This is a genomic window from Candidatus Sysuiplasma acidicola (assembly GCA_019721035.1).
GTDB lineage: Archaea > Thermoplasmatota > Thermoplasmata > Sysuiplasmatales > Sysuiplasmataceae > Sysuiplasma > Sysuiplasma acidicola.
Map to the genome: position 1 here is coordinate 13,427 of JAHEAA010000004.1, position 24,985 is coordinate 38,411.

22 protein-coding genes and 2 tRNA genes are annotated in these 24,985 nt (G+C 51.2%); 10 read left to right on the top strand and 14 right to left on the bottom strand.

Annotation, left to right across the window (positions count from 1 at the left end; translation table 11 throughout):
* Window positions 1-58 precede the first annotated feature (58 nt).
* A complete protein-coding gene (locus KIS30_02550; protein MBX8645626.1) occupies window positions 59-700 on the top strand; it encodes an orotate phosphoribosyltransferase-like protein in 642 nt (213 codons plus the stop codon).
* A gap of 123 nt (window positions 701-823) precedes the next feature.
* The gene (locus KIS30_02555) at window positions 824-1,636 is read left to right on the top strand and encodes a hypothetical protein (GenBank protein MBX8645627.1); all 813 of its coding nucleotides are present in this window, start codon (window positions 824-826) and stop codon (window positions 1,634-1,636) included.
* Here KIS30_02555 and KIS30_02560 read toward each other — a convergent pair.
* Together KIS30_02560 and KIS30_02565 are read right to left on the bottom strand one after the other, a co-directional pair.
* The gene (locus tag KIS30_02560) at window positions 1,628-2,599 is read right to left on the bottom strand and encodes a diphosphomevalonate decarboxylase (GenBank protein ID MBX8645628.1); all 972 of its coding nucleotides are present in this window, start codon (window positions 2,597-2,599) and stop codon (window positions 1,628-1,630) included. The two genes, KIS30_02555 and KIS30_02560, sit on opposite strands and share 9 nt — an antisense overlap.
* A 12-nt stretch (window positions 2,600-2,611) precedes the next feature.
* Window positions 2,612-3,016, bottom strand: a complete 405-nt coding sequence (locus tag KIS30_02565; GenBank protein MBX8645629.1) for an archease — start codon at window positions 3,014-3,016, stop codon at window positions 2,612-2,614.
* 84 nt (window positions 3,017-3,100) lie between these two features.
* On the opposite strand from KIS30_02565, the gene KIS30_02570 reads away from it, so the two are divergent.
* Window positions 3,101-4,186 (top strand): Xaa-Pro peptidase family protein, encoded by a 1,086-nt coding sequence (locus KIS30_02570; GenBank protein MBX8645630.1) that lies wholly within the window; start codon window positions 3,101-3,103, stop codon window positions 4,184-4,186.
* A gap of 146 nt (window positions 4,187-4,332) precedes the next feature.
* On the top strand, window positions 4,333-5,019 hold the full coding sequence (locus tag KIS30_02575; protein MBX8645631.1) for a ZPR1 zinc finger domain-containing protein: 687 nt from the start codon (window positions 4,333-4,335) through the stop codon (window positions 5,017-5,019).
* Here the strand turns inward: KIS30_02575 and KIS30_02580 are convergent.
* The gene (locus tag KIS30_02580) at window positions 5,008-7,299 is read right to left on the bottom strand and encodes a GAF domain-containing protein (GenBank protein ID MBX8645632.1); all 2,292 of its coding nucleotides are present in this window, start codon (window positions 7,297-7,299) and stop codon (window positions 5,008-5,010) included. The two genes, KIS30_02575 and KIS30_02580, sit on opposite strands and share 12 nt — an antisense overlap.
* A gap of 431 nt (window positions 7,300-7,730) precedes the next feature.
* Here KIS30_02580 and KIS30_02585 point away from each other — a divergent pair.
* The 6 genes from KIS30_02585 to menC all read left to right on the top strand — a co-directional run bounded on the left by KIS30_02585 (window position 7,731) and on the right by menC (window position 14,086).
* Window positions 7,731-7,819 (top strand) — tRNA-Thr (locus KIS30_02585).
* Between the two features lie 185 nt (window positions 7,820-8,004).
* Entirely contained in the window at window positions 8,005-10,761 is a 2,757-nt protein-coding gene (gene acnA, locus KIS30_02590) for an aconitate hydratase AcnA (protein MBX8645633.1), read from the top strand.
* 93 nt (window positions 10,762-10,854) lie between these two features.
* A complete protein-coding gene (locus tag KIS30_02595) occupies window positions 10,855-11,298 on the top strand; it encodes a PaaI family thioesterase (GenBank protein MBX8645634.1) in 444 nt (147 codons plus the stop codon).
* Between the two features lie 28 nt (window positions 11,299-11,326).
* Complete coding sequence (gene nth / locus KIS30_02600; GenBank protein ID MBX8645635.1) at window positions 11,327-12,004, top strand: endonuclease III; 678 nt, start codon at window positions 11,327-11,329, stop codon at window positions 12,002-12,004.
* 219 nt (window positions 12,005-12,223) lie between these two features.
* Window positions 12,224-12,931 (top strand): uracil-DNA glycosylase, encoded by a 708-nt coding sequence (locus KIS30_02605; protein MBX8645636.1) that lies wholly within the window; start codon window positions 12,224-12,226, stop codon window positions 12,929-12,931.
* Window positions 12,932-14,086, top strand: coding sequence for an o-succinylbenzoate synthase (menC, locus tag KIS30_02610; GenBank protein ID MBX8645637.1), 1,155 nt, complete (start codon window positions 12,932-12,934; stop codon window positions 14,084-14,086).
* Here menC and KIS30_02615 read toward each other — a convergent pair whose 3' ends face one another.
* The 11 genes from KIS30_02615 to KIS30_02665 all read right to left on the bottom strand — a co-directional run bounded on the left by KIS30_02615 (window position 14,087) and on the right by KIS30_02665 (window position 24,904).
* Window positions 14,087-15,121, bottom strand: a complete 1,035-nt coding sequence (locus KIS30_02615) for an ABC transporter ATP-binding protein (protein MBX8645638.1) — start codon at window positions 15,119-15,121, stop codon at window positions 14,087-14,089.
* A 10-nt stretch (window positions 15,122-15,131) separates the two neighbouring features.
* Window positions 15,132-15,959, bottom strand: a complete 828-nt coding sequence (locus KIS30_02620) for a carbohydrate ABC transporter permease (protein MBX8645639.1) — start codon at window positions 15,957-15,959, stop codon at window positions 15,132-15,134.
* A 4-nt stretch (window positions 15,960-15,963) separates the two neighbouring features.
* Window positions 15,964-16,764, bottom strand: coding sequence for a sugar ABC transporter permease (locus KIS30_02625; GenBank protein ID MBX8645640.1), 801 nt, complete (start codon window positions 16,762-16,764; stop codon window positions 15,964-15,966).
* 89 nt (window positions 16,765-16,853) lie between these two features.
* Window positions 16,854-18,281, bottom strand: a complete 1,428-nt coding sequence (locus tag KIS30_02630; GenBank protein ID MBX8645641.1) for an extracellular solute-binding protein — start codon at window positions 18,279-18,281, stop codon at window positions 16,854-16,856.
* Window positions 18,282-18,433: 152 nt separating this feature from the next.
* A tRNA-Cys gene (locus KIS30_02635) sits at window positions 18,434-18,518 on the bottom strand.
* A gap of 77 nt (window positions 18,519-18,595) precedes the next feature.
* Window positions 18,596-19,561 carry a methylmalonyl Co-A mutase-associated GTPase MeaB gene (meaB, locus tag KIS30_02640; GenBank protein MBX8645642.1) on the bottom strand — a complete coding sequence of 322 codons (966 nt, stop codon included), beginning with the start codon at window positions 19,559-19,561 and terminating at the stop codon, window positions 18,596-18,598.
* A 14-nt stretch (window positions 19,562-19,575) separates the two neighbouring features.
* Window positions 19,576-19,980 carry a cobalamin B12-binding domain-containing protein gene (locus tag KIS30_02645; protein ID MBX8645643.1) on the bottom strand — a complete coding sequence of 135 codons (405 nt, stop codon included), beginning with the start codon at window positions 19,978-19,980 and terminating at the stop codon, window positions 19,576-19,578.
* 3 nt (window positions 19,981-19,983) lie between these two features.
* Window positions 19,984-21,678 (bottom strand): methylmalonyl-CoA mutase family protein, encoded by a 1,695-nt coding sequence (locus KIS30_02650; protein ID MBX8645644.1) that lies wholly within the window; start codon window positions 21,676-21,678, stop codon window positions 19,984-19,986.
* 75 nt (window positions 21,679-21,753) lie between these two features.
* The gene (locus KIS30_02655) at window positions 21,754-22,536 is read right to left on the bottom strand and encodes a dihydroorotate dehydrogenase electron transfer subunit (protein MBX8645645.1); all 783 of its coding nucleotides are present in this window, start codon (window positions 22,534-22,536) and stop codon (window positions 21,754-21,756) included.
* A complete protein-coding gene (locus KIS30_02660) occupies window positions 22,517-23,383 on the bottom strand; it encodes a dihydroorotate dehydrogenase (GenBank protein MBX8645646.1) in 867 nt (288 codons plus the stop codon). Before KIS30_02660 ends, KIS30_02655 begins: the two co-directional genes overlap by 20 nt.
* 120 nt (window positions 23,384-23,503) lie before the next feature.
* Complete coding sequence (locus KIS30_02665; protein MBX8645647.1) at window positions 23,504-24,904, bottom strand: hypothetical protein; 1,401 nt, start codon at window positions 24,902-24,904, stop codon at window positions 23,504-23,506.
* Between the last annotated feature and the right edge of the window lie 81 nt (window positions 24,905-24,985).

Genomic DNA, 24,985 nt, shown 5'->3' on the forward strand with positions numbered 1-24,985 from the left:
CAGGTGGCACGTTACAATTAAATACATTGGCACTGAATATTTGGCCCGAGGATTCATAATGGTGGACGTGAAGGAACTTGCTTCCAGGGCGATGGAATTGCACAGGAAGGGCCTTAAGCCCATGGAAATAGGAGATGAGCTGCATCTGAGTCCTGACACCGTTGGTTATCTGCTTGAAGAAGGACTGGAAGGAACGCTTCCGCCATCTGACGTGAAAATCGGCTGGCGTTCAGTCGGTGTGAGTCCGAAGAGGATGAGGCTGGCGTCGGAGATTCTTGCCGACATAGCGCAGGAGGAGATAACGAAGCAGGGCAAACCTGCGGACGCCGTTGCAGGCATAGCTATAAACGGGGTGCCGTTCGCCCTGTCCATGGCTGAAATAATGGGACTCGAGATTATCGTCTACCGCCCTCCGCCGGAAAGAGGAAAATCTGTCGGTGCCTTCAGTTCCAATTATGCGGCAACAGCCGGAAAGCGTGTCATACTCGTTGACGATGTATTGTCTACCGGGCACGCAATGGAGTTTGCGATTAATGACGTCAAGGCATCCGGCGGAGAGCCGGTAATGGCCGTTGTGATGGTAAATAAGAGCAGCCTTAACGAGATTGCAGGCATACCGCTGAGGGGAATGATTCGCGCACGTTCCATTGGCGGCACCATACTCGGCGGAGGGCCCCTTCGTTCCTTCGCATACAAGTGAAGAGTCGGCATACATCTTCGTGACCGTGGCACATCAGCCGCTGGAAGCATCTTGTTTATTTATCGGCACATCAATAAACTGTAGCGGAGAGTGGAATATCCTGCCTTAGCCCGCAGACCGGAGTTGGCGCATGCCGACAGAGCCGTTCAGACGCATCATCACGGCTTGAAAGCGGAATATCAGCCCATTTGCATAGTTTCTGATGATTTCCGTTTTTCATACGATGTTTCAAGGCGCTTCTTTGAGCTCAGATTGCATTTCTATCAGGCAGAAAACGACGCCGGCATACCCCGGGAAGCGGGCATAATAGTGAAGAAGGGACTGTCCGGTGTTTCCATCCAGGGGAGACGTTTTATCATTTACGGTGATGCAGAGGAATGCTCAGCAAAGGCGTGGCTCATACAGGGTGGCCTTGTCAACTGGAAGATCCGGGCTGTTGTAGGTATAGATCCGGGTGAGAGGCCGGGCATAGCCATTTATTCCGCAGGGAAGCGAATAGCTGTCACAAGCGCTTCGTCACCCGAAGACGTTTCGCGCTTTACGCGCGTTATATCCTCCTTGGTTGGCGTCAGGCGTGTTCTCGTCCGCATAGGAAACGGCGATCCGACAAACAGAAACAGAATCATCCGTTCCGTCTGGTCCACATGCCACTCCGTGGAGATTGTTGATGAGAAGAGTACGAGCAGGATTGCCGGTTCGGACGGCGAGGCAGCAGCCATCATCGCCGGAACACCGGGTATCAGTCTCAGTGAGCTGCCTGAACTCTCTCCTACAGACGGTGAAATCAGAAACATACAGCGCAGGAGCAGACTTTCAAGCGGCGGTCTTACAACAATATCCAGAACCATGGCAAAGTCTGTTGCCACGGGCGAATACACACTTGATGAAGCAATCAGGAAACAGAAGTCTGTCGACAGGAAGAGAACGTCAAAATAGATGCCTGCCGATGATTCTGCTCGGTCCGCCAACGCTGCACCGTATGGTCTCTATTCCGATTTCCCTGATTCTCTTTTCCACTTCTGCCGATTCGCCTTCAGGGGAGTTGATGTATACCGTCGCGCCTGTATCTATGGAAAAGTAGGCGCTCAGCCCATCCTTTCTCATTGCACGCACTTCCTCGATTACTTTCAACGTGTCCGGTTTCCACAGCAGCATACCGCCGGGCCCAGTCATGGTTACGGCGTGAAGAACGAGCGTATCTCTTTCGGCAATCCTGCCTATCCCGTCAACATCGCCCGCTCTTATTGCTTTCTCCATCTCATCGAGCGCCCCGTCCAGATACGCGAGCCGTCCCTGAAACAAGGGTGAATGCAGGACCTCCGCGTGCGCATCCTCTGTCTGTTTGACAGTTTTCACTATGGCAACCACAATGCCCATCTGAAGATCTTCCGGTCCGGCGATACATCTGGCAATGCTGTCATCATCCCCGCTGCCCTTGTACCATCTGGCGAAACCGCCTGCGACAGATCTGGAAGCGGAGCCTGCGCCTAGTCTGGCGATTGCCGAAACGCGATCGGTATCGAGTTTGAGTCCCGCGGCAGTGCACGCAGCAGTTGCAAGAGCTGCAAATCCCGAGGCGGATGCACCGAGTCCTATGCCTGATTCGAAATCACTCACGGATACTATTCTGAAATGCTCCTCTATTGATGCCATCTCTCTGACACGGTCGACGACGCTCAGCACGCGCTCAAATGATCTGCCACCGGCCTTCTTCCCGTCTATCACAGCACTGTCCTGGTCAGATTCGCCAAATTCTATGGTGGTGGTGGTCGTTATCGGTGCCGTTGCCACGGAGATGGAATCATGGAAAGGAAGACGCAATTTTTCATCTTTCAGACCATGGTATTTCACAAGTCCCTGCATTGGGTGAGCAACGGCTGTTGCCTTCATTGATGACATAATCGTGATGCCTCAGACATCTATTATGAAACGTGCGTAACCCTTATCAATATTTAATTCAAGCATGTGGTATGTCACCGCCTTCACATCATCCTTCAGCACATGTCTTCGCCTGTCGATTTTCTCACCTTTTACGGTGGAAGACAGCCGGAGTCCATTCACCCTGACTGAGAAATCACAAAAGAGGAAATGCATCGTACTGCAGAGAAATATAAGTTCGCTCAGATAGTCTACGAGCAGCGTATCCTGTGAGCCTGCCTCAAGTGTTATGGATTCAGTTCCCTTTTTCCGGACAATTCCTATGTCTGTTATCTGGTCAAACAGTGCGTACGCAGAGTTTTCGAATATCTCATTTATGTCTTTTCCGAAGGCTTCAATCCGTATGTCGGCAGTATGTTCAAGGAGCCTGTATCTCACAGGCTGAGGTAGCTGCTGCGATATGTTAAACGTGCCGTTTTAAGTTCTGGTAACAATTTATATCACAATCTCCATTGACTGGACATGAAGAGCAGGAATGCAAGACTGTTTGAGTTCATCGGCGACAGGACAGACGCTGTCGTCATAGTCAATGGTCACGATACGCATGTCGATCAGAACTTCAGGTATTTCGTCCAGGCGGATTCCGGTGTTTTTGAAGGTTCGGCTTTAATAATCGAGAAGAAAAAGCTGAGTGTCATAACATCGCCTCTCGAAGCTAGCGCACTCTCCGGGACCGATGCATCGGTCACCGTCGCAAAAGGCGCTGACGAGTTCGATTCCAGTCTTCGGCGCAAACTCTCGGGATTCGGCAGCATAGGCATGAATTTTCCAGCCCTCACGCATGACGGTTACAGACGTGTCAGAAAGAATTTCAGGGGAAAGATCGTTGACTGCAGCAAGGCGATATCACAATGCAGGGCGGTGAAGGACGAGCATGAGCTCAGGCGCCTCTCCGTTTCGTGCAGAATCGCATCAAAGGTTGCCGCCAGCATACCGGAGATGCTGAAAGATGGAATGACTGAAAGGGAACTGTCCTCGTCTATATCTGTGGCGCTCTACGAGGAAGGCAGCGAAAGTCCTTCGTTCCCGCCTATTGTTTCGTTCGGCAGAACAAGCGCCATACCGCATTACTCCCCAGGAGGCGTCAGGCTGAAGAAGGGCAGCTTCGTTCTCGCAGACTTCGGCGGCACGTATCAGCGTTACTGTTCTGATATCACCAGGACATTCGTTTACGGCAAGGCAAACAGCAGACAGCGGGAGCTGTACAACACCGTGCTGGAGGCACAGAAGAGTGCGCTCTCTGTCATGAAGGCGGGCGTAACCGGAAAGCAGGCTGACGCCGCTGCAAGAAAGGTTATAGATGATTCCCGGTTCAAGGGAACATTCATACACAGCCTCGGTCACGGTCTTGGCATGCAGGTGCATGATGGTCAGCCTGTCCTCTGGCCCAGGGGGAAGGAGAAACTGGAACCGGGCATGGTAGTCACTGTCGAGCCGGGTGCGTATATTCAGGGTTTCGGCGGCGTGAGAATTGAAGACGACGTCGTGATAACACCTAACGGTGTGAAAATACTCACCGACGCTCCAAGGGAATTTATCGAATGCTGAGCGTGCCGCATGCGTCGGCTTCAGCCGATATGTAATGGCCCTGGAGCGGAGCGATATATTCGTCGTGCATGCCTGAACCGGTTGAATTCGCGATGAATCCGGTTCACTCCAGTTTAAGTATCCGGCGCATCTCTACAATATATTGAATGACGGAAAAAGGGCTTCCGGACAATGATGTCGATCGCAATGCCACCCTGCACGAGGGTGAACCGATGGAAACCAGGCTGGATATACCATGTCATGTGTGCGGAGAGAAGAATGTTTTGAACATTTCAGTTACGCTGCGTCTTCCGCATTTCGGAAATGCGCTTCAGATGACACATCTCTGCACCTCGTGCGGCTTCAGGCATTCGGATGTGATCATGCTTGAAAACAGAGGTCCCACGAGATGCGAGCTCTTCGTAAATACGGCTGAATTGTTGAACTCGAGGGTCCTCAGATCTAATTCCGGAACGATCAGAGTGCCTGAAATAGGCGCAGTGATAGAACCTGCCGCCGCATCAGATAGTTTCGTCTCAAATGTGGAAGGAGTGCTGGACAGAATAGTCGAGGTTGTTAAACTTGTCAGTTCCGATTCCGAACTGGATGTCTATGAGCGATGCTCGGCCCTGCTAGGCAAGATAGAGAGAATGCGAGAAGGTCGCGAAAAATTCCATCTGGTAATAGACGATCCATACGGCAACAGCGCTATATTGGGTGATGGTGTCTCCGTGAGGAAGCTCAGCGAAAAAGAAACTTCTGAGCTGCAAACGGGTGAAATGACTTTGGACTCCGGGCATATATCCGCAATCCGCACCGGTGATGAAGGAGCAGGTCACAGGTCAGGTTGGTGACTTCAGATCAATGACAAACGTCGTTCCCTGCGTGTAGTCCCCGGGAACACGTTCCTCTGCATGGATTTTCCCGTCGACACTCTCGACAATCTCCCTGACAAGAGATAAACCGAGACCAGTGCCTTTTGCAGCCGTGTCGAATCTGTGGAATAACGTTTCGCGCCGATCTGGCGAAATGCCCCCGCCGTTGTCAGATACCATCACTCTGACTATGTGTTCACTTCCGTTGTTGAGTCTTTCGGCTTTTACGACAATCTCGACAGCTGAACCGGTGCAATACTTGGCGGAATTAGAGAACAGATTCGAGAAGATCTCACCAAACAGGCTGTTCCCCTTTACCAGAACGGCATCCTCGGCAATATCAAATTTGAAGTTTATGTTCTTTGAGCCGAAGTTGAGCTTTATCAGATTCGCAGATTCCTCGACAATCCTGCTCAAGTTGAGCTCGGTCGAGGAGGCAATAGATCCTGCCTTCAATTTCATTATTTTCAGCGTATTTTCAAGAAAGCTTGTTGCAGTATCAATGGACATCAACGTCTTCCTGATGTAATCGACATCGTTCGCCCCGACAGTGCTGTTTTTCGACAAATCGATCATAAGAAGCTGCATGTAAATCCGTATGGGCTGGAATATGTTTCGCAAATCGTGCGAAATCAGTCCGGCTCTTGCCTCAGCCAGATTCCTCTGCATGGTCAAGCCGTCTTTCAGTGCATTGGTTTCTATTGCAACGGACAGCAGCCTGGTCATGGAATTTATAACTTCGGTGTCCAGTCTGTTGAATGCATTTAGCGCATTTGACTGGATATCCAGGACGGCCACGACTTTGTCATGATGTATTATTGGTGCGTCATATTCACTCTTCGTTCCGGAGCCGGCAGGGTCAAAATAAGTCTGCTCGGATTTCACGTCATTGGCAAGCATGGCAACACCGGTTTGTGCGACCTGACTGATCATGCCGCGTCCGGGCGGCAATTCAGCTCCTTTCTTCATTATGCCGAGGTCCCTGTCTTTCCACGCCATGCTCTGCAGAATCATGTTATTGCCTTCGACTTTCCAGACGGCCACATTTTCAAACCCGAGTCCGTCCGAAACCAGTCTGACTGAAGCGTCATAGAGATCATCTGTTTCAGATAAGGAAAACAGCGTATCTGTTGCGTGAATCATCGACAGAAGCTGAGTCACCGTTCTTGACTGCCTGACCGAAGTTTCTCTCTGAAATGCAAGGAAGCCTATTCCTGTGGCTATCGAGCGCAGCATCGTTATTTCGGCCCTCTCCCACCACACTCTGTCTCTTTCCCTCATACCCACCATGTGATATCTGCCGTTGGGCGCCTTCGCGATGACCGAAATATATGGAACTCCGGATGCAGCCATGAGTTTACTCGCAGTATCAGAATTCTGGGAAGAGGATATGGTCACATCCGTCTCCGACAGTACAGAGACACTGTCTGTGAGATTCAGCAATCCCGGCATCTTTGCCATAGGCACGCTGTATGACATGGCCTCCAGTTCAAGCTCCCAGTCAATGCCGTTCATCGACGTGTAACAGAATACCGATGATTGTTCAAACACAGTCGGAATAAGCTCAATCACACTGCTTGCATGCTCTCTCTGCGTCATTGAAGACAGCGTGCTGTGTCCGTCACGTATGATTTTGAACGCGCCTCTCAGATCTCTGTTGAACCACCTGTAATCCTGAAGCATGCCCCAAGCCACAAAGAGCATAGACAGCCAGATGAAGATGCTTGAAAGCCACCATGCATTATCGAACGTGACACCGGACAGAAGGTGGAGTACAATTCCTGTAGACTGCAGTCCGGCAAAAATGCACAGGCCAGTCAGACTCTTGCTGAACTGGACAATGTGCAGGCGTCTGATTTCAAGAACCACAATCATGGCTGCAACTATTGCGACAATGTGTACGGACAGATCGGCCGTGGTTTTAGATGCGGAATAGAGATAGTGGACTGGACTGAGCAATAATAAAATGAGAAACGCAAGCGATGTAAGCGACGGTCCCAGAAGCAGCAAAATCAGTTGTTTACGTCCGAATCGCTTCCGTGTTACAGTCCGGGGAATACCAACGGCAAGAATTACTAAGGTTTCGGTTGCAATGTTCGGAATCAGTATGTTGGAAATAACTGTAAGAGAATAAAATCGCATGAATGCCGACACCAGGAATAACTGGAAAAATGCAACCGAAACAACTGCATCCTGGCGGAATCCGGTCTGACCATATCTCAGCCAGTATGAAACCGTCAATACTGATGCTGTCGTCATGAAATATACAGTTGACACAAGATATATTTCCGTCTCAAGCTGTGTTCCGTGCAGTAAAATCCCCAACACATTCACGATTGACAATGCGATTAGTGATGAAATGATGGCGGCCACCGGGAGCCACCAGCGAGCCAGATGTGATAGCCCCCTCTTCAGTGGCACGCTTTTCATGAATGTAATTGTCATCCCTTTACGATCCCCGTTTAGCCGGACGCATCTGCTCGTTCGTTAAAGAAAATCTTCTTCTCAACATATATAATGCATTCGTGCACAGTTTGCCTACAGGTGAATCTGAGCGCATATCTTCGATATGCCCAGGGCAGGCTCAGGAGGTTACCTCCATTGCGGGCTGAAGCCCACTGTCCTGATACTGCGACTTGTTGGCAGCACAGCATCGCTTTTATATGGCATCTGTGAATTGTGCAATCGGCGCCACCATAGCTCAGGCGGTAGAGCGGCTGACTTGTATCTGATGCAGGCAATCAGCAGGCCGGGAGTTCAAATCTCCCTGGTGGCTCCAGTGCGATTCCGGCATCTGACACCTGTAACGCCGCTGTCCTTCCTCATGTGCAGCGAAGCAGGAATGCGGCAATTGAACCATTCAAAGGCATGCGGAAGGCATTCGCACCTTAACAACATCATGTCTCTTTCCTTGCACCGCCAAATTTCGAAAAGCATTAATCGTTATTGACTTTACTCACCCCCATGACGTCCAGCCGTTCAAAGGATGCGGGTCTTCACAACGAATGGGGCACACTCAGAACTTTCAGCTCAGGTGGCAGGACATTGCATTATTATTCCCTGCCGGCCCTCGAAGAGGCAGGCATCGGGCCTGTCTCCACTCTTCCGCTCTCAATAAGAATTGTGCTGGAATCGCTGTTAAGAAACATGGACGGCAAGGCCGTAACCGAGCGTGACGTCAGAGCGCTGGCAAACTGGAACGCCACTTCCCCTGCAGATGTCGAAGTTCCATTCAAGGTTGCCAGAGTTCTCATGCAGGATCTCACGGGCGTTCCAGCTATCGTCGATCTGGCGGCGATGAGGGATGCTGTAAAGAAGCTTGAAAAGGATCCAGGACTGATTGAGCCGCAGGTGCCTGTAGACCTTGTGATAGACCATTCAGTTCAGGTCGACTCTTTCGGCACTTCCGAGTCGTTCGTGCTCAACAGGGAAATCGAGTTCAAGAGAAACCATGAGCGTTACCTGTTTCTCAAATGGGCAGCAACCGCATTCCATAACCTCAGAGTCATGCCCCCCTCGCTGGGCATCGTGCACCAGGTGAATCTTGAGTATCTGGCCACCTGCGTAACAGTGCGATCTCAGGGAGGCGTGGAGATGGCGTATCCGGATACGCTCGTCGGCACCGATTCGCACACAACGATGGTTAACGGAATAGGTGTGCTGGCCTTCGGCGTCGGTGGTATCGAGGCCGAGGCAGCGACACTCAATCAGCCGGTCACTTTCGCGCAGCCTGAAGTCGTTGGCGTCCATGTTGTCAACAGAATGAATGAGGGTGTGACCGCAACAGACGTCGTGCTCACGCTTACACAACTGATGCGTAAACACAAAGTGGTAGGCAAATTCGTGGAATTTTACGGGCCCGGTATAGCAAATCTCAGCATACCGGACCGTGCGACGCTCACCAACATGTGTCCGGAATACGGTGCTACAATAGCGCTCTTCCCCATCGACGAGAAGACGCTGGATTATCTCAGGCTCACGGCCAGAGCTGAAGACCATATTTCCATCGTGAAAGAGTATTGCCGTCTGCAGGCCTTTGATGTCATTGATTATTCAAAAGTGAAGTACAGCAGCACAATGGAATTGGATTTGTCAGCAGTCAGGCCAAGTGTAGCGGGACCGAAACTTCCGCAATCCAGAATCGATCTCGCCGATATTGGTGCAAATTTCCTGAGTTCCTTCCCTACGGTACAACGCTCTGCGGCCGTTGCGGATTCCGGCCGGAATGCCAGTCTGATGCAGGAGAAGCGGTTGGGCAAGGGCAGCGTAGGCATTGAATATCCGCCCGGGGTAAACACCACCATCTCAGACGGAGATGTCGTGATCGCGGCAATAACCAGCTGCACAAATACCAGCAACCCGGAAGTCATGATCGCTGCTGGCCTTCTTGCCAGGAATGCTGTTGAGAGGGGGCTGAAAGTTGAAAAGAAGGTAAAGACGAGCCTTGCACCTGGATCCAGGGTTGTGACCGATTATCTGCAGAGAGCCGGTCTCATGGAACCGCTGGAGAAACTCGGTTTCTATCTTGTCGGATACGGCTGTACGACGTGTATAGGAAACAGCGGACCGCTTCCGGGACCGGTATCCGCGGCCATTACTGAAAACAAGCTGTCTGTCGCAAGCGTTCTTTCCGGCAACAGGAACTTTGAAGCGCGCATTCACGGCGATGTGATGGCAAATTACCTGATGTCGCCGCCGCTCGTGGTGGCGTTCGCCATTGCCGGAACCGTTCTCACCGATCTCACTAGAGACCCTCTTTCCAGAGGTGGTGCGGAAAAGGTCTACCTCCGCGACATATGGCCTTCAAATGAGGAAGTACGGAAGGCACTTTCTCTGGCGCTTACGCCCGAAATGTTCAGGCAGCGCTATTCCGATGTGGACACTGCAAACGATGAATGGAACAAACTCCGGGCTCCGGAAGGGACGCTCTATGCCTGGGACGACGAAAGCACGTACATACAGCTTCCGCCCTTCTTCACGGAAGTCGGGCAGCAGGTGGCGCGGTTGAGAATCAGAATAAGCGATGCAAGGGTGCTCGCGGTATTCGGTGATGCTGTCACAACCGATCACATTTCTCCGGCTGGTGCATTTTCACCGGAAACGCCGGCCGGAAAATATCTGATTTCCAGAGGAGTCGCTGCGGCGAATTTCAATACTTACGGGGCGAGGCGTGGAAACGACAAGGTCATGGTCAGGGGAACATTTGCCAACAAACGTATAAGGAACCTTCTGGTTCCAGGCGTCGAAGGAGGCTTCACGCGTCACTTCCCGGACGGAGAAAAAATGACAATATTCGATGCATCCCTCAGATACAGAGATGAAGGCGTTCCGCTGGTCGTGTTCGCAGGTGCGGAGTACGGCACGGGCAGCTCGCGCGACTGGGCGGCAAAGGGACCGAAACTTCTCGGAGTCAATGCGGTCATAGCAAAATCATTCGAAAGAATTCACAGGAGTAATCTCATTGGCATGGGCATACTTCCGCTTCAGTTCAGCCCCGGGGAAGACGTGCGGTCGCTCGACATCGACGTTGCGGAAACGGTGACAATAGAACTGCCGGACAGGCTGACGCCAAGGGCAAAGGCAAAACTGTCGTTCAGTAACGCTAAAACCCACAGCGTGGAAAGTACCACTCTCGACGTGCGCATAGATACGGAGATAGAGGTGGAATACTACACGCACGGCGGCATTTTGCACTATGTTCTCTCGAGGCTATTGAACTGACGTGCATGAGCAACCGGTCAACGAGGCCTGCGGAGCCGGCGCGATTGTTTCCCGGGCATCAAACCTTTTATGCGTATTGTGTTTTCCGGTTTCATGGATCGCAAGGAAGACAGTGGCATATTCGGCTCAATCGCTTCAATAATACGAGGAGATCCTTATCTGCGGAGCCTCGACGTTCAGGTCCTTGAAATGGAAAAGGGGCACGCCAAACTGATGCTGCCGGGCAGCGATCGTGTTCTCAGACACGGCGGTATAGTCAACGGCGGTGCGATATGCACGCTGATGGATGCGGCCGGTGGCACGGCCACCGCCACGGTCAACACCGGCAAGAATCAGGTCACAATAGAATTGAAGGTCAATTTTCTGGAACCAGTGAAGAAGGGCAACATGTACTGCGCTGCCGAAGTGATCAGGGCCGGGAAAAATATAGTGGTCGTCAAAATGGATCTTACTGATGCTGACGGAGTGCTGTGTGCCAGCGGCATAGGAACATGGATGATATTGCACGAAGACAGGTTCCCGGCACGCAAAGATTGAGTTGAAGGAAGTATTGTCGAGTCAGGCCATGGCTGGTAAAAGGGGCGCCGAATCCCGGCGTAAACGCTCTTCAAGGGTTGCACTGATACTGTCCACACTCAAGAGGAACTATCCAGATGCCAAGTGCGAGCTGAATTTCACAACGCCGGAAGAACTGCTTATCGCCACCATACTGTCAGCTCAGTCGACCGACAGAACAGTGAATTCCGTCACTCAAGAACTCTTCTCCCGTCTTCCTGTACCCGGCGTTCTTGCAAGAACGAAATTGAGCGAAATTGAACGCCTCATCAGGCCGTGCGGCTATTACAGGCAAAAGGCACGCAGCATCAGGGAGACTGCGGCTGCTCTTTCCTCACGCTACGATGGGCACGTTCCGGCAAGAATGGAGGATTTGCTGACGCTGCGAGGTGTTGCCAGAAAAACAGCGAACGTCGTGCTCTCCGTCGCCTTCGGCATCAATGAGGGTGTTGCAGTAGACACTCACGTTGCGAGGCTGAGCAGAAGACTTGGTCTTTCAGAAGCGACAAGGCCGGATATCATTGAGAAGGACCTGATGGCTGCAATACCAAACATGGAATGGGGCAATTTCACCACTCTGCTGATAGCTCACGGACGCAAAGTATGCAACGCCAGAAAGCCACGCTGCTCTGCATGCTGCATCAGCTCCCAGTGCCCTTCTGCCTTCAGACTTTCGTCATGGTCCTGACGCGTGTCGGCGCAGATTTCCCTGCTGATTGCTCAATCGAAAACACAGCACTCATGGCGGGACAGGAACACTGTCGGCAACTGACAACTACAGGCAGGACTGCGGCGGACAGCCTTGACAAACGTCATGAATCAGCCGGATTGCCGGCGAAAAGTTGCCGAGGTCGTTATAGCCGGATTGTGTATTTCAGGCTCGTATACGGTGTAAATGATGGTGAAAATGGCCGATGTGGATAATTTCGACAGACTCAGGCGCGATATCGTCTGCTGCAGGAAGTGCCGGAGGCTCGTCAGTTTCAGAGAGGCGGTTGCCGCCAAGAGAACACGCAGATACAGCGACTGGGATTACTGGGCGAAACCTGTCCCCGGATTCGGCGATCCACTGGCAGAGCTTGTGATCATAGGTCTAGCGCCCGCAGCCCACGGAGGAAACAGGACAGGCAGAGTATTTACCGGCGATCTATCAGCCAAGTTTCTTGTTTCATGCCTTCATGAAGCAGGTTTCACCAACCAGCCGAATTCAGACGCTATTGATGACGGTCTGCAGATGATCAACGCCTACATGCTCGCCGCTGTCAGATGCGTACCGCCGGATAACGTACCAACGCCATCCGAAGCGTCAAACTGCTATCCCTTCCTTGAAAGGGAACTGAAGCTGCTGTCTCGTGCCAGGGTGGTTCTGCTTCTGGGCAAGTTTGCATTCGATTCTTATCTCCGATTCATCAAAGGCAGAGCTGTACAGGGCATGGGCCCGATGGTGTTCCGTCACGGTGCTGTCTACAGCATACCGCATATGCCGGCGATATACGTCTCATACCATCCGAGTCCGCGAAATACAAATACCGGAATATTGACAAGGGAGATGTTCATCTCGTTGCTTGAAAGGATAAAATCGGACCTTGAACACGCTCCATATAAGGTGATATGAGTGACTGATGCAGCAGACACTGGCAGGAAGCTGTCAGATTCCGTAGTGATAGACAGGGCAGACCTCATGATTGTACGCCTGCCGCTGGTAAGCCCCTTTGAAACGAGTTTCGGTATGACACGTGTTAAGGAGGCGATACTGGCGAGAATCGAAAGTGACGGGATGGAGTCATACGGTGAATGTGTCGCGGAACCATCTCCCTATTATTCCTATGAATACAACAGGCAGGCATGGGATGTAATGCACAGCTATCTGCTGCCTTCCCTTAAGGGGGTAGAGCTGCATACCCCGGCAGACTTCATTTCAGTGACAAAGAGAGTGCGCGGTCATAATATGGCAAAGGCATGCATCGAGATGGCCATATGGGATTTATTTGCCAGACGCGCCGGACGCCCTCTGAGCAAGGTGATCGGCGGCCGCAGGACACGCATAGAATGTGGTATCAGCATAGGCATTCAGAAGACGCCGGACGCTCTCCTCGGCGTCATTTCTAACAGCCTGGATGCAGGATACAGGAGAATCAAGATAAAAATCAGGCCCGGATGGGACACCAGCGTCCTCGGAAAAGTCAGAAAATCGTTCCCGGATATTCCGCTTCAGGTGGATGCCAATGCCGCCTACACCACTTCAGATTTCACGAAGCTGGGTAAACTGGATCGCTTCGGACTGCAGATGATTGAGCAGCCACTGGACTACGACGACCTGTACGGGCACTCTCTGCTGCAGCGAAAGCTCTCGACTCCAATCTGTCTGGACGAGAGCATAAAGGGGCCGGAAAGTGTGCGTCTCATGAGCAAACTCGGATCAGGCAGAATAGTGAACATCAAGGCAGGACGGGTCGGCGGTCTGTCCGCCTCGCTCGAAGTGCATGACATAGCGATGAAATCAAAGATTCCTGTCTGGATAGGCGGCATGCTGGAGACCGGTATAGGCAGGGCATTCAATGTGGCACTGAACACACTGCCGAACGTCAGGTTCCCCGGCGACACCTCTCCGAGTTCGCGCTATTTTACGAGGGATATTATTACGCATCCTTTTGAAATGAATGGCAGCGGCCTGATGGAAGTGCCGAAAGGTCACGGAACGGGCGTGGAAGTGGATGCACGCGAGCTCGAGAAAAGAGTGGTGAAGAGAAAATCGATTGATATGGCCTGATCACTCTGCCTGGCCGAATTTGATCGCGCTTCCGGTTGCGCGCTCGAAAAGATATATGTTTTCCTGCCTGATGTACAGTTTCAGATTGTCTACGATTGCGTCGCGCTCATTGATGCTTGTGAGGAATATAAAATCATCATCTGCCACCGTAGTGTGTACAAGCAGTTCGTTTCCCAGAAGATCGGTCCCTATGTGCTTTGCCTCAATGATCGCACCGCCGCCCGCAGGCGAAAGACTAACAGCCCTTGGTCTTACGCCCACAAGCACATCGTCCTTTATGCCCAGCTGCTTCCTTACATAGGGTGTGTCGAGTATGTTCATTGGCGGCGAGCCTGTGAAGGTTGCCACAAAAGAGTCCACCGGTTTATGGAAGATGTCGAAGGGTGTTCCGCACTGTTTGACTACGCCTTCGTTGAGTATTGCTATTCTGTCCCCCATCGTCATGGCCTCGACCTGATCGTGCGTCACGTAAATCACGGTGATGCCCGTCTCCCTCTGTATGCGCTTTATCTCAAAACGCATGGTTGTTCTGAGTTTTGCGTCCAGATTCGACAGCGGTTCATCCATCAAAAGCACATTCGGTGATCTGACTAGCGCCCTTCCAATGGCTACTCTCTGCCTCTGCCCCCCGGACAGTTCCTTCGGCTTTTTTTTGAGAAAGTCTCCTATCCTCAGCAGTTGAGTAATGGCGGCTACCCGTTTCTTTATCTCGTCGGCACGCATCTTCGCCATTTTCAGTGGGAATGAAATATTCCCTTCGACGGTCATGTGCGGATACAATGCATAATCCTGGAATACCATGGCTATGTTCCGCTCACGCGGCGAAAGCTCGGAAACATCTCTGTCGCCAATGATCAGACGGCCACCGCTCTGTTCAGACAGTCCCGCTATGATCCTGAGCAGCGTCGTTTTGCCGCAGCCTGACGGACCGAGCAATATGAAAAATTCACCGTCTTTGATTTCCAGATTTATGTTTTTCAGAACTTCTGTCGTTCCGAATGTTTTTACGATGTTGTCTATGGTGACTTTTGCCAACTTATCACACTCACTTCAGCGCTCCGGCCATGACGTCGCTTCTCAGATATTTCTGCAGGAAAAAAGTCATTGCAATGACCGGCAGAATCAGTATAATTGAATAGGCGTCTGCAGCGGGTATGCCTCCCGCTCCTCTCGTTATATAATAAAAAATCTTCGGCGGTATTGTCTGGTTGAAGGGCACAAGTATTTCTGCAAATATGAATTCGTCCCATGAAAAGAGCCATGCCAGTATGGCGGCCACGGAAACGCCTGTCAGAGCAAGCGGCAGTTCCACCGAAGCGAACGTTCTCCACTTAGGTGCTCCGTCTATCGCAGCAGATTGGGCCAGATTCGGCGGAATCGTCCTGAACGTTCCCACCAGTATGTATGTTATCATCGGTATGGCTATGGAACTCTGTGCCAGCGCAAGGCCAAGGGCAGTATTCATCAGCCCGAGTCTTATGAAGAGCGCGGCAATCGGAACCGCAATCTGTATCTCGGGAACCATTTCAGTAACGAAGAGGAACATTATCATTGCATACCTTATTCTTGCAGGCAGTTTGGAAATAGAATATGCCGCAGGTACGCCGACCGCCAGACAGATAAGGGCAACCATTGTCGCAGTCTCAACGCTCATAGACAGGGGGCCGACTATATTGAGTGTATGAATGGCAAAGGTCAGATTTGAAAGTGTATAAGTGGTGGGTATGAGCGTGGGTACGCTGACGAATACCTGGCGTTTATCGGCAAACGCAACAAGGAAAATAAGGTAGACCGGAAAGAGTACAAACCCGGTTATAATCAGCAAAAGCAGATACCACACGCCATCCCGCACTGTCCTTCTCGTGCCGGCCATATGTCTACCCCTCCATGCCAAGTCTTCTGGAAACGAAGATGTACAAAGTGACGAGCAATACCACTATGCCAAGCAATATTGTGGCAACGGCGGCAGCCTGATTTGCAGAACCCAGACTGAACGACTCGTAAATCTGGAATGACAGTGTTCCAAGGAATGCAGGCGTATATCCCGTAAGCACGAGCGGCAGAGACAGTATATTGACTTCCTGTATCAGTCTGATTGTTACGGCTATCATGATGAACGGATACAGGCCCGGAAGGGTGATGTAGACAAATTGTTTTATGAAACCGGCTCCGTCTATCGCAGCAGACTCATACTGGCTCTGCGGAATCGACGACAGCCCCCCCAGCAATATGAGCATGATGAGTGGAAAGTTTTTCCAGGAATCCGCAAGAGCTATTGAAATGATTGCTCTTGGAATCGGTCTTATCCAGTCAATGCTTGTGCTTATCAGGCCCAGGTGAATCAGCATTGAATTCAGATACCACCCTGATGGTGAGAAAATGAATGTGAAGGCTATACCGCTCACCACCGTGGCCACGCCGAAAGGCACCATTATGACCGTTCTGAAAAAGCCCCTTCCGCGGAAATCCCTGTTGAGGAGCAGCGCTGTCAATAGGGCGAGCAGGAACTGGATGGTCAGGGCTGTAACAACAATTAACACCGTGTTTATTATCGCGTCAACAACGCCGTACGTGGAAAATACATATCTGTAATTGGCCAGTCCCACCTTACCTGAGAATTCTGAAAAGCCGAGGAAGATACCGCTGAGGATAGGATAAATCGTAATGACAGAAACCATAGATAAAAGAGGTAAAAGAAAAAGGATTTCCATCAGATTCCGTTTCAGGAATCTTATGGCTCTGCTTCGCAAAACAGCATCATCTCACTTCATGTGGGACCTGTGTAGTTGCCCGACGGATAGTACGCTCCGCTCTGGTATGGGGAGACATCGCTGGAATAGTATATCTTGAGGTAATTCAGCATGCTGGAGTGTGCCTGGCCAAGTGCCTTGGTCACATTGCCGTTGCTGCCGATTATTACTCCCCACGCCACGTCAAACACAGAGTTCCACTGTGTCATCCATGGCACCGCAGGCCTGAATATGCCGTGGGTTTCCTCATAATGGAAATAGTTGAACAGATAGCTGATGCTGGAAGGCAGATTGTTGTATGCAAGCTCATTGACCACGGGCCAGCTCAGGTTCATCAGAAGATCTCTCTGAATCTGATAGCTGTTCACAAATTTCAGCCAGTCAAGAGAAGCCCACACATTCGGTGAGTTGGCCGGTATGCCCAGAACATCTCCGCCGACGACGTATTGTGCGTTGTTGTTTGGACCTGCAAATACCGGTGCCACTCCAAGGTTATATCTGGTTCCGCTGCTGGGTGCGAATGTCGTGTTGTTCATTCCCAGTCCTCCCAGAAGGCTGGTGACATAGGGCCACTGGTTAATGTATTGATAATTGTCGGACACAAGTCCCTTGTATGAGCCCCAGTAACCTGTCGCATTGTTCGGTGACATGAGTCCCGCTCTCATCATGTTCTGCAGGTATGTAAGTGCCGCAATGTCTCCGGTGTCATTGAAGACCATCGGATTACCGCCAAACTCGGCCATCCACTGAAATACCTGTGTCGGTGTGCTCGCGCCGCCGTGTCCCTGCATGTTGAACGGATGAGAATACCCCTTACTGTTGAGAAGCACCATATCAGTCATCAGATTCGTGGCGTTGGTCGGCTGAACCGTAGCGCCTGCCTTTGTCAAAGCAGACTGGTTGTAATATGCAAGCTGAACGTTTCCCCTGAACGGGAAGAAGTAGTATGTGCCGTTGAAAAGCCCCTCTTTGTAGTATGCAGGTATGATGGTCCCGCTCGATGTTGTTCCCGTTGTGCCGCCATTCATTGCTTCAAGCTGGCTGAGATAGGGGTTGAGCGGTGTTACCAGACCCTGGGAAACGAGTGCTCCCATCTCCAGATTGTCTTCCTCGATAATATTGACGCTTACATGGTGGGCAGATTCCTGGGACAGTAATGAGCTGATAATTGTTGATGCGCTCAATGTCGAATATTTCACGGTTATGTTTGGATATGCCCTCTCAAACATGGGAATAACCTTCGTCGACATGTAAGCGCCCTCCGTTCCGGCCAGACTCCAGTTTATTGTAAGTGTGGTTTTAGACGATGAAGTAGGATGTTTGCTGGAAGTGAGATACAGTGCTCCCGCAACGGCAGCTACTATGAATATTATTATGACTGCAACTGCAATTGTCTTTCCTGCCATCGCTCCCTTTCTGCTTTTCATGTTCTTTGTCGAAAACATATTTCCTAAAACGTGCTCATCCTATAAATGATTTTTGGGAAATTCGCAAATTCAATTATATATTTATCTATTATTATATAGTTTAGTTATTTTCGCATTGCCGGCAAACACCAAGTCTCAGACGCTCTATCTCACTCAAACCATGGGCAAAGAGCCGGGAAGGAGATTTGAACTCCTGTCTGCAGATGTCGACAATTTATACTGCAGTCTGCCACATGGCCGCTCTGTCATCCCGGCAGTAAGTGATTCGATATATTCCATCTTTATAACACTTTTATTGCATCCGCGGCCGTGCGGAATGGTTCTAAGCCCGATCATCTCGCTGTCACGTGCTTCTTTCTCACCAGTTCTGCCGTCATGCGCTCAGCTTCTGAATAAGGACTTGACTTTCTCTCCAGCATGCTGCAGAGCATATCATCGAGCTCCTTCATGCCGATGTTGTCAAAAATCTTCCTGGTGATGTCCCTGGAAACGAGCTCCTGCAGCTCTCTCCTGAGCTGCGCCTTTTTCCTCGATGCGAGATGTTCAGAATCACCGGCGAATGCATGATGTTTCTGTATGCTGTCGAACAGTTCGCTGATGCCCTTTCCTTCGCGCGCATTGGTCTGCAGAACAGGCGGTTTCCATCCATGCCAGTCTTCTACGAGATCCAGCATGGACCTGATATCGCTCACAGTCCTCATTGCGCCAGTCAAATCGCATTTGTTGACTACGTAGATGTCTGCAATTTCTAGCAGACCTGCCTTTATTGACTGCACCTCATCTCCGGTGCCCGGCATCGTCACAACAACTATCGTGTCTGCCATGCCCATTATGTCTACCTGCGTCTGTCCGGCGCCGACTGTTTCAACTATTATGGTGTCGCATCCCAGCGCATCGAGTATCCTCACCACGCTGCCTGCCTGTGACGAAAGGCCTCCGCTGCCGCCCCTGCTTCCCATGCTCCTTATGAATACGCCAGGATCAGCAAAGAGTTCTGTCATCCTGATCCTGTCACCGAGTATCGCGCCGCCTGTAATGGGGCTCGTGGGGTCAATGGCGACAATGCCCAGCTTCATTCCCTGAGCCCTCATTCTCTTCGCTATCTCGAGCACGATGGTGCTCTTCCCTACTCCCGGGGGACCCGTTATGCCAAGCACAGGCACGCCCCTCGCATGTTCGTAGAGGAGCTTCATCGCCTCGCCGCATCCCTCTTCCTCGTCCTCCACAAGTGAAATGAGTCTTGCGGCGGATTTCCTGTCGCCTTTCATTATGTCATCGGCAAGTTTGCGGAAGTTCAAAACGGATCACTGCCTCATGTTCTCTGCTTGATGTGTTCCCTGTGAAATTTTACAATTTCCTCTATGGCTGTTCCGGGTCCGAAAACAGCAGCGATGCCGCTCTTCTTGAGCATGGGCAAGTCCTCTTTGGGTATGATGCCTCCGGCCGTCACAAGGACGTCCATCCCGTTCTCTTTTATTAGTTCCATGACTCTTGGAAAGAGGACATCGTGCGCTCCCGAAAGACAGCTCAGTCCTATGGCATCCACATCCTCCTGCAGCGCCGCCTGCACGATCTGCTCGGGCGTCTGGTGCAGGCCCGTGTATATTACCTCCATGCCCGCGTCCCTCAGTGCCCGTGCAACCACTTTGGCTCCCCTGTCGTGACCGTCGAGGCCGGGCTTTGCAATCATAACGCGAATCTTCCTCGGCATCTGCATACCTCAGATAATGTGCTGCTCCCTGTATTCGCCGAAAACTTCGCGCAGTACTCCTGTGACCTCACCCAGCGTCGCCTTAGCCTTTACGGCAGCTAAGATCGCCGGCATTGTGTTGGCGCTTCCTTCCGCTGTCTTTCTGAGCGTGTCCATTGCTTCCTGGAATCTGCGCTTGTTCCGTCCGTTTCTGAGTCTTTTCAACCGCTCGATTTGCTTGTCGCGACCCTTCGGATCCAGCTTCAGAATCGGAACATTGAGCGGCTCGTCAACTGTATACTCATTGACGCCTACGATGATTCTCTCTTTTTTCTCCAGCTCCCTCTGATACCTGTACGACGACTCTGTGATGGCCTTCTGAAAATAACCCATCTCTATTGCCTGTATGACCCCACCGTATTCTTCAATATCGTCAAATATTGCGTACGCTTCCTCCTCCATCCTGTCCGTCAGCCACTCGACATAGTAGGAGCCGCCGAGCGGGTCTGCCACGCGCGGAATCCCGCTCTCATATGCTATTATCTGCTGTGTTCTCAGAGCTATTCTGACTGCCTTCTCGGTTGGTAGTGCAAGGGCTTCGTCAAGTGAATTCGTGTGCAGCGACTGTGTCCCTCCGAATACGGCGGCCATGGCCTGAAGCGCCACCCTGACGATGTTGTTTTCAGGCTGCTCGGCCGTAAGAGAACAGCCAGCAGTCTGCGTGTGGAAACGGAGTTTCATCGCACGCTCATTTTTCAGGCCGAATCTCTCCTTCATCTCACGTGCCCAAATCCTCCTCGCTGCCCTGTATTTCGCTATCTCCTCGAAGAAGTCGTTGTGCGCGTTGAAGAAGAACGAAAGTCTCGGAACGAACATGTTCGGGTCCAGTCCCCTCTCTATCCCCTGTCTCACATACTCGAAGCCATCGGCGAGCGTGAAAGCAAGTTCCTGGACGGCTGTCGAGCCCGCTTCCCTGATGTGGTAGCCGCTTATGCTTATTGTGTTCCAGAGCGGAACTTCCTTCATGCCATATTCAAACGTGTCAAGCACGAGCCTCATTGACGGCTCAGGCGGAAAGATGAAGCTCTTCTGGGCTATGTATTCCTTCAGCACGTCGTTCTGTATGGTGCCCCTAAGCACACTCTTCGGCACATTCTGCGCTTCGCCAGTGGCTATGTACATGGCCCACAGCACGGATGCGGGGCCGTTAATCGTCATGGAGGTGCTGACCTTATCGAGCGGTATCCCGCTGAAGAGCGCCTGCATGTCCTCGAGCGAAGAGACTGCGACGCCGCACTTCCCGAATTCCCCCTCGGAATGCGGATCGTCGGTATCGTAACCGTAAAGCGTCGGATAATCGAATGCCACGCTGAGTCCAGTTTCGCCGTGCGAAAGGAGGTATTTGAACCGTCTGTTTGTCTCTGCTGCGCTGCCGAAACCGGCGAACTGTCTCATGGTCCATAACTTGCCGGTGTACATGTTCTCGTGAATACCCCTTGTGTAGGGATAATGCCCGGGATTGCCGAGTTTCGCATCATAATCAAAATCCTCCTGCGGTGTGTACAGAGGCTCTATTTCCATCCAGGAAAGATTGTAGAATTTGTCCCTTCGCTGCTTTCCGGCTCTTATCTCCTCATCGAATTTCCGTTTCCATTCTCTGAATGTTTCCTGCAATACATTCCTGTCTGCAGGGTCGGATTCCTTTTCCCTGAGGGAAAGCGCCATGCTCTTTCAATGTATGACAATGGATAAATTCTTTGCCCACTGCAGCCGTTCATCATACACTGCTTCGGCCCGCGGTCAGATTGGCACTCTGGCCCCGCAGGGCGAAAGCCTGTATCTGCCGAAATCATCACATCCAAGCAGGAATTCTCCATCGAAAACGGGGCCATCTCTGCACACAAGCGCACCATTCAGGGAGCAGGCATCGCAAATGCCTATGCCGCACTTCATGAAGCGTTCAGTCGAAATCTGGGCAGGCGTCCTGAACTCCGACGCAAGCTCTGCCACCCTGCGAAGCATCAGTTCCGGACCGCATGCAATTATCGTGTCAAAATCTTCACGCTCCAGGACTCGTCTGGCGACAGCAGTCACAAACCCTTTCTCTCCCTGACTTCCGTCATCTGTTGAAATGAGCACATCAGCACCGGCCTGTTTCATCCTGCCGGCGAAGAATATGCCGTCCCGGTTCTTTGCGCCTATGGCCGCTACTGCTCTCCTCCCGGGGGAAAACAGGTCTGCAGCTGAAATGATGGATGCGACTCCGGTTCCGCCGCCGATGAAAAGTATGCGAGAGCCGACGGGTCTGAAGGAGTTGCCGAAGACGCCCCTGACACCGATCCGATCGCCCTTCCCGAGTCTGGAGAGCGCGGTGGTTGTCTTTCCCAGTACCCTGAACGTGAACCCCTTTTCGTCTCCAATGAATGAAAGGGACATTGGCACTTCGTTGACACCCGGCGCCCAGACCATAATGAACTGTCCTGGAGATGCTTTCGTCCTGTCCCTGTACATTACGGTAAAGACATCAGCGCACTCCTCAGTGATGTCTGTAATTTCGACGATCTCAAGTTTGCCTGTGTGCAATGCCTATCATCTCTCCGATGGTGCTGAAATGTTCTTTCTTCATGAAGGCAAAAAGTTGTCTGTTAACCGCCGAAAATACCTGAGGCCCTCTTTCTGCGACGGCCGTTCCGATCTCAAACGCAGATGCTCCTGCCATCAGGTATTCGGCTGCATCCTCGCCGGTATAGATGCCGCCCACTCCTATGACTGGTATATGCACGGATTCATAAATTTCGTAAACGCAGCGCAGGCCCACGTGCTTCACTGCCTTTCCCGACAGCCCGCCGTACCTGTTCGACAGTACAGGCATCCTCAGCCTTGCCGAAATCGCCATTGCTCTGACTGTGTTGATCGCAACTATGGCGTCTGCGCCACCTTTCTCTGCGGATATTGCGAGTGAGGATATGCTGTCTGTGTTTGGAGTGAGCTTCGCCCACACCGGAACAGAGGCATGCGTCCTGGCGCTTTTGACCACACGTTCAACCATGTCAGGATCGCTTCCAATCTCCGAACCAACACCTTTTGCATGAGGGCAGCTGAGATTCAATTCCAGTCCATCGACCTTCAGAGAAGACATGGTCTTCGCAAGAGCTCCAAATTCCTGCTCATCCTTTCCAAAAATACTTCCTATGACGATTCCGCCGGATTCTTTCTTCAGCTTTTCTATAACCTGTTTGTAATTTTCCATGCCGGGATTCGGAAGACCCATCGCATTCAGTAATCCTTCCTGAAATGAGTAGACCGTGGGATTAAGATAGCCATCTCTCGGCTCCATTCCTATTGATTTTGTCACCACTCCCCCGGCACCGTTCTTCAGGGCACGCATCATCGACTCTGCTGTTTCGCCAAGAATACCGCTCGCCAGCATCGACGGATTTTCGAGTTTGATGCTTCCCACAGAGGAATCAAGGTTCGGCTTCCGCACGTTATACCGTTAGAATTGAGTGTTATTTAAGGGTCCCTCAGATGAAAAGAGAAGAACGTTTCGTCAGTCTGTAATGCTCATCGTCCCTGTTACAAGTATGAGCGAAGCGATGTTGAATATTGTCAGGTGGAGTGTGTTTCCGCTTACTGTCATTGAATAAGCTCCCCATGTGACATAAGTGTTGAGATTGCATCCGCTGCCAATGTCAGCCACAGATGGGTTCGATGTGACGTTCTGAAGATGGGCGAGGTAAGGAGCAAGCATCTGCAGCCAGCCTGAAATCTCGGGCGATGTGACCGACAGAGAGATGTTGTTTATCAAATTAAGTCCCCTGTACTGTAAGTATTTTTGAGATTGGTTGGAAAAGTACGTTGAAAGCAGATTGGCTGAACCAGAACCGGATACGGAGAAACCTGTGCCGCGCAGCGAAGTCATGTCCATGCTCAGTATAGCTCCCGTACTGGAGTTCCTGAGACTGAATTGGGGGTTCTTGATAACTGCAATCTGTCCTCCTTGATTGAGGAGTATTGAGCCACCCTCAAACGTGACGGTTCCCTGCGAATAGTAGCGGTTCTGAACATAAAGAGACAGCAATCCGGACAATGCCATCGACTGATGCACTGATAAGAAATGCGGCCATCCCAGGGGCGCCTTGTCGTTGGCACCGTAATTCTGCACATAGCCAATGTCGTTGTTGCCATAGAAATTGAAACCACATGGATAGCTGTTGTCCCCAAGTCGGTTGTTACTTCCATATGAGATATACCAGGCAGTCAGGTTATTTCCCAGACCGTAAAATCTGACATTATCATGATTTCCTTGAACGTAGGTTATCAGATTGAAGTCATTCAGCGGCCTAAGATTGGAACTGTTTCCCCAGCCTAGGTAGATGTTATATCTGTCACTATTTACGTATGAACCATTGATGTAAAGGCAGATTACGCTTCCAGCAGAAACATTCCATACGCTTCCTCCGTCGTGTATCTTGCCTTTCCAGAGTGATATGCCGTTACCTGTTGTGTTTGGAATGAATGTTATGCTCAACTGTATTCCGTTTGCGACTGTTCCACTTGTGTTGTTGTAAATGTCATACTGGCACTGCGGAAGATATTGGGGTAATCCGACACTGTATGAGATGGATGCGTTGAAGCCTCCAGGCTGGAAAGACAGCGTTCCGGTTGTTGGCGATGTGAAAGGCGCTTCACCCGATGAGCCCATGACAAACGTGGTTGGCAGTGGATATGGCCAGTGCCCGGACTGCTGGACATAATTCTGGAGCTGGAATGATGAAAATTCCTGGTATACCTCCTGCATGTGGTTGTATTCCTGTGTGCGCATGTAACTGGGCACATAGGCGCCAATGTAAATGTTGATGAATGACAGCACAATCAGGAGTATGAAAATAGTTGCAACTGCTCCGGCTACGCCCTCTCTGTTTCCGGCAATATGTTTGCTTCGGAGCATGCAATCAAATAAACCACATCGGATCGTCTTTTTAAGAATGCTATTTGAATTTCAAAGGTGATAATTAGATATAGGCAATAT

Excerpts from the sequence above, each read along its gene's own strand:
- acnA (MBX8645633.1), top strand. The coding sequence starts at position 8,005 with ATGACGTCCAGCCGTTCAAAGGATGCGGGTCTTCACAACGAATGGGGC.
- KIS30_02660 (MBX8645646.1), bottom strand. The coding sequence starts at position 23,383 with ATGCTGGCGAGCGGTATTCTTGGCGAAACAGCAGAGTCGATGATGCGT.
- KIS30_02645 (MBX8645643.1), bottom strand. The coding sequence starts at position 19,980 with ATGCAGATGCCGAGGAAGATTCGCGTTATGATTGCAAAGCCCGGCCTC.
- KIS30_02620 (MBX8645639.1), bottom strand. The coding sequence starts at position 15,959 with ATGGCCGGCACGAGAAGGACAGTGCGGGATGGCGTGTGGTATCTGCTT.
- KIS30_02550 (MBX8645626.1), top strand. The coding sequence starts at position 59 with ATGGTGGACGTGAAGGAACTTGCTTCCAGGGCGATGGAATTGCACAGG.
- KIS30_02570 (MBX8645630.1), top strand. The coding sequence starts at position 3,101 with ATGAAGAGCAGGAATGCAAGACTGTTTGAGTTCATCGGCGACAGGACA.
- KIS30_02575 (MBX8645631.1), top strand. The coding sequence starts at position 4,333 with ATGACGGAAAAAGGGCTTCCGGACAATGATGTCGATCGCAATGCCACC.
- KIS30_02665 (MBX8645647.1), bottom strand. The coding sequence starts at position 24,904 with ATGCTCCGAAGCAAACATATTGCCGGAAACAGAGAGGGCGTAGCCGGA.
- KIS30_02580 (MBX8645632.1), bottom strand. The coding sequence starts at position 7,299 with ATGACGACAGCATCAGTATTGACGGTTTCATACTGGCTGAGATATGGT.
- KIS30_02625 (MBX8645640.1), bottom strand. The coding sequence starts at position 16,764 with ATGGTTTCTGTCATTACGATTTATCCTATCCTCAGCGGTATCTTCCTC.
- KIS30_02650 (MBX8645644.1), bottom strand. The coding sequence starts at position 21,678 with ATGGCGCTTTCCCTCAGGGAAAAGGAATCCGACCCTGCAGACAGGAAT.
- KIS30_02630 (MBX8645641.1), bottom strand. The coding sequence starts at position 18,281 with ATGTTTTCGACAAAGAACATGAAAAGCAGAAAGGGAGCGATGGCAGGA.
- KIS30_02605 (MBX8645636.1), top strand. The coding sequence starts at position 12,224 with ATGGCCGATGTGGATAATTTCGACAGACTCAGGCGCGATATCGTCTGC.
- KIS30_02595 (MBX8645634.1), top strand. The coding sequence starts at position 10,855 with ATGGATCGCAAGGAAGACAGTGGCATATTCGGCTCAATCGCTTCAATA.
- KIS30_02560 (MBX8645628.1), bottom strand. The coding sequence starts at position 2,599 with ATGTCATCAATGAAGGCAACAGCCGTTGCTCACCCAATGCAGGGACTT.
- nth (MBX8645635.1), top strand. The coding sequence starts at position 11,327 with ATGGCTGGTAAAAGGGGCGCCGAATCCCGGCGTAAACGCTCTTCAAGG.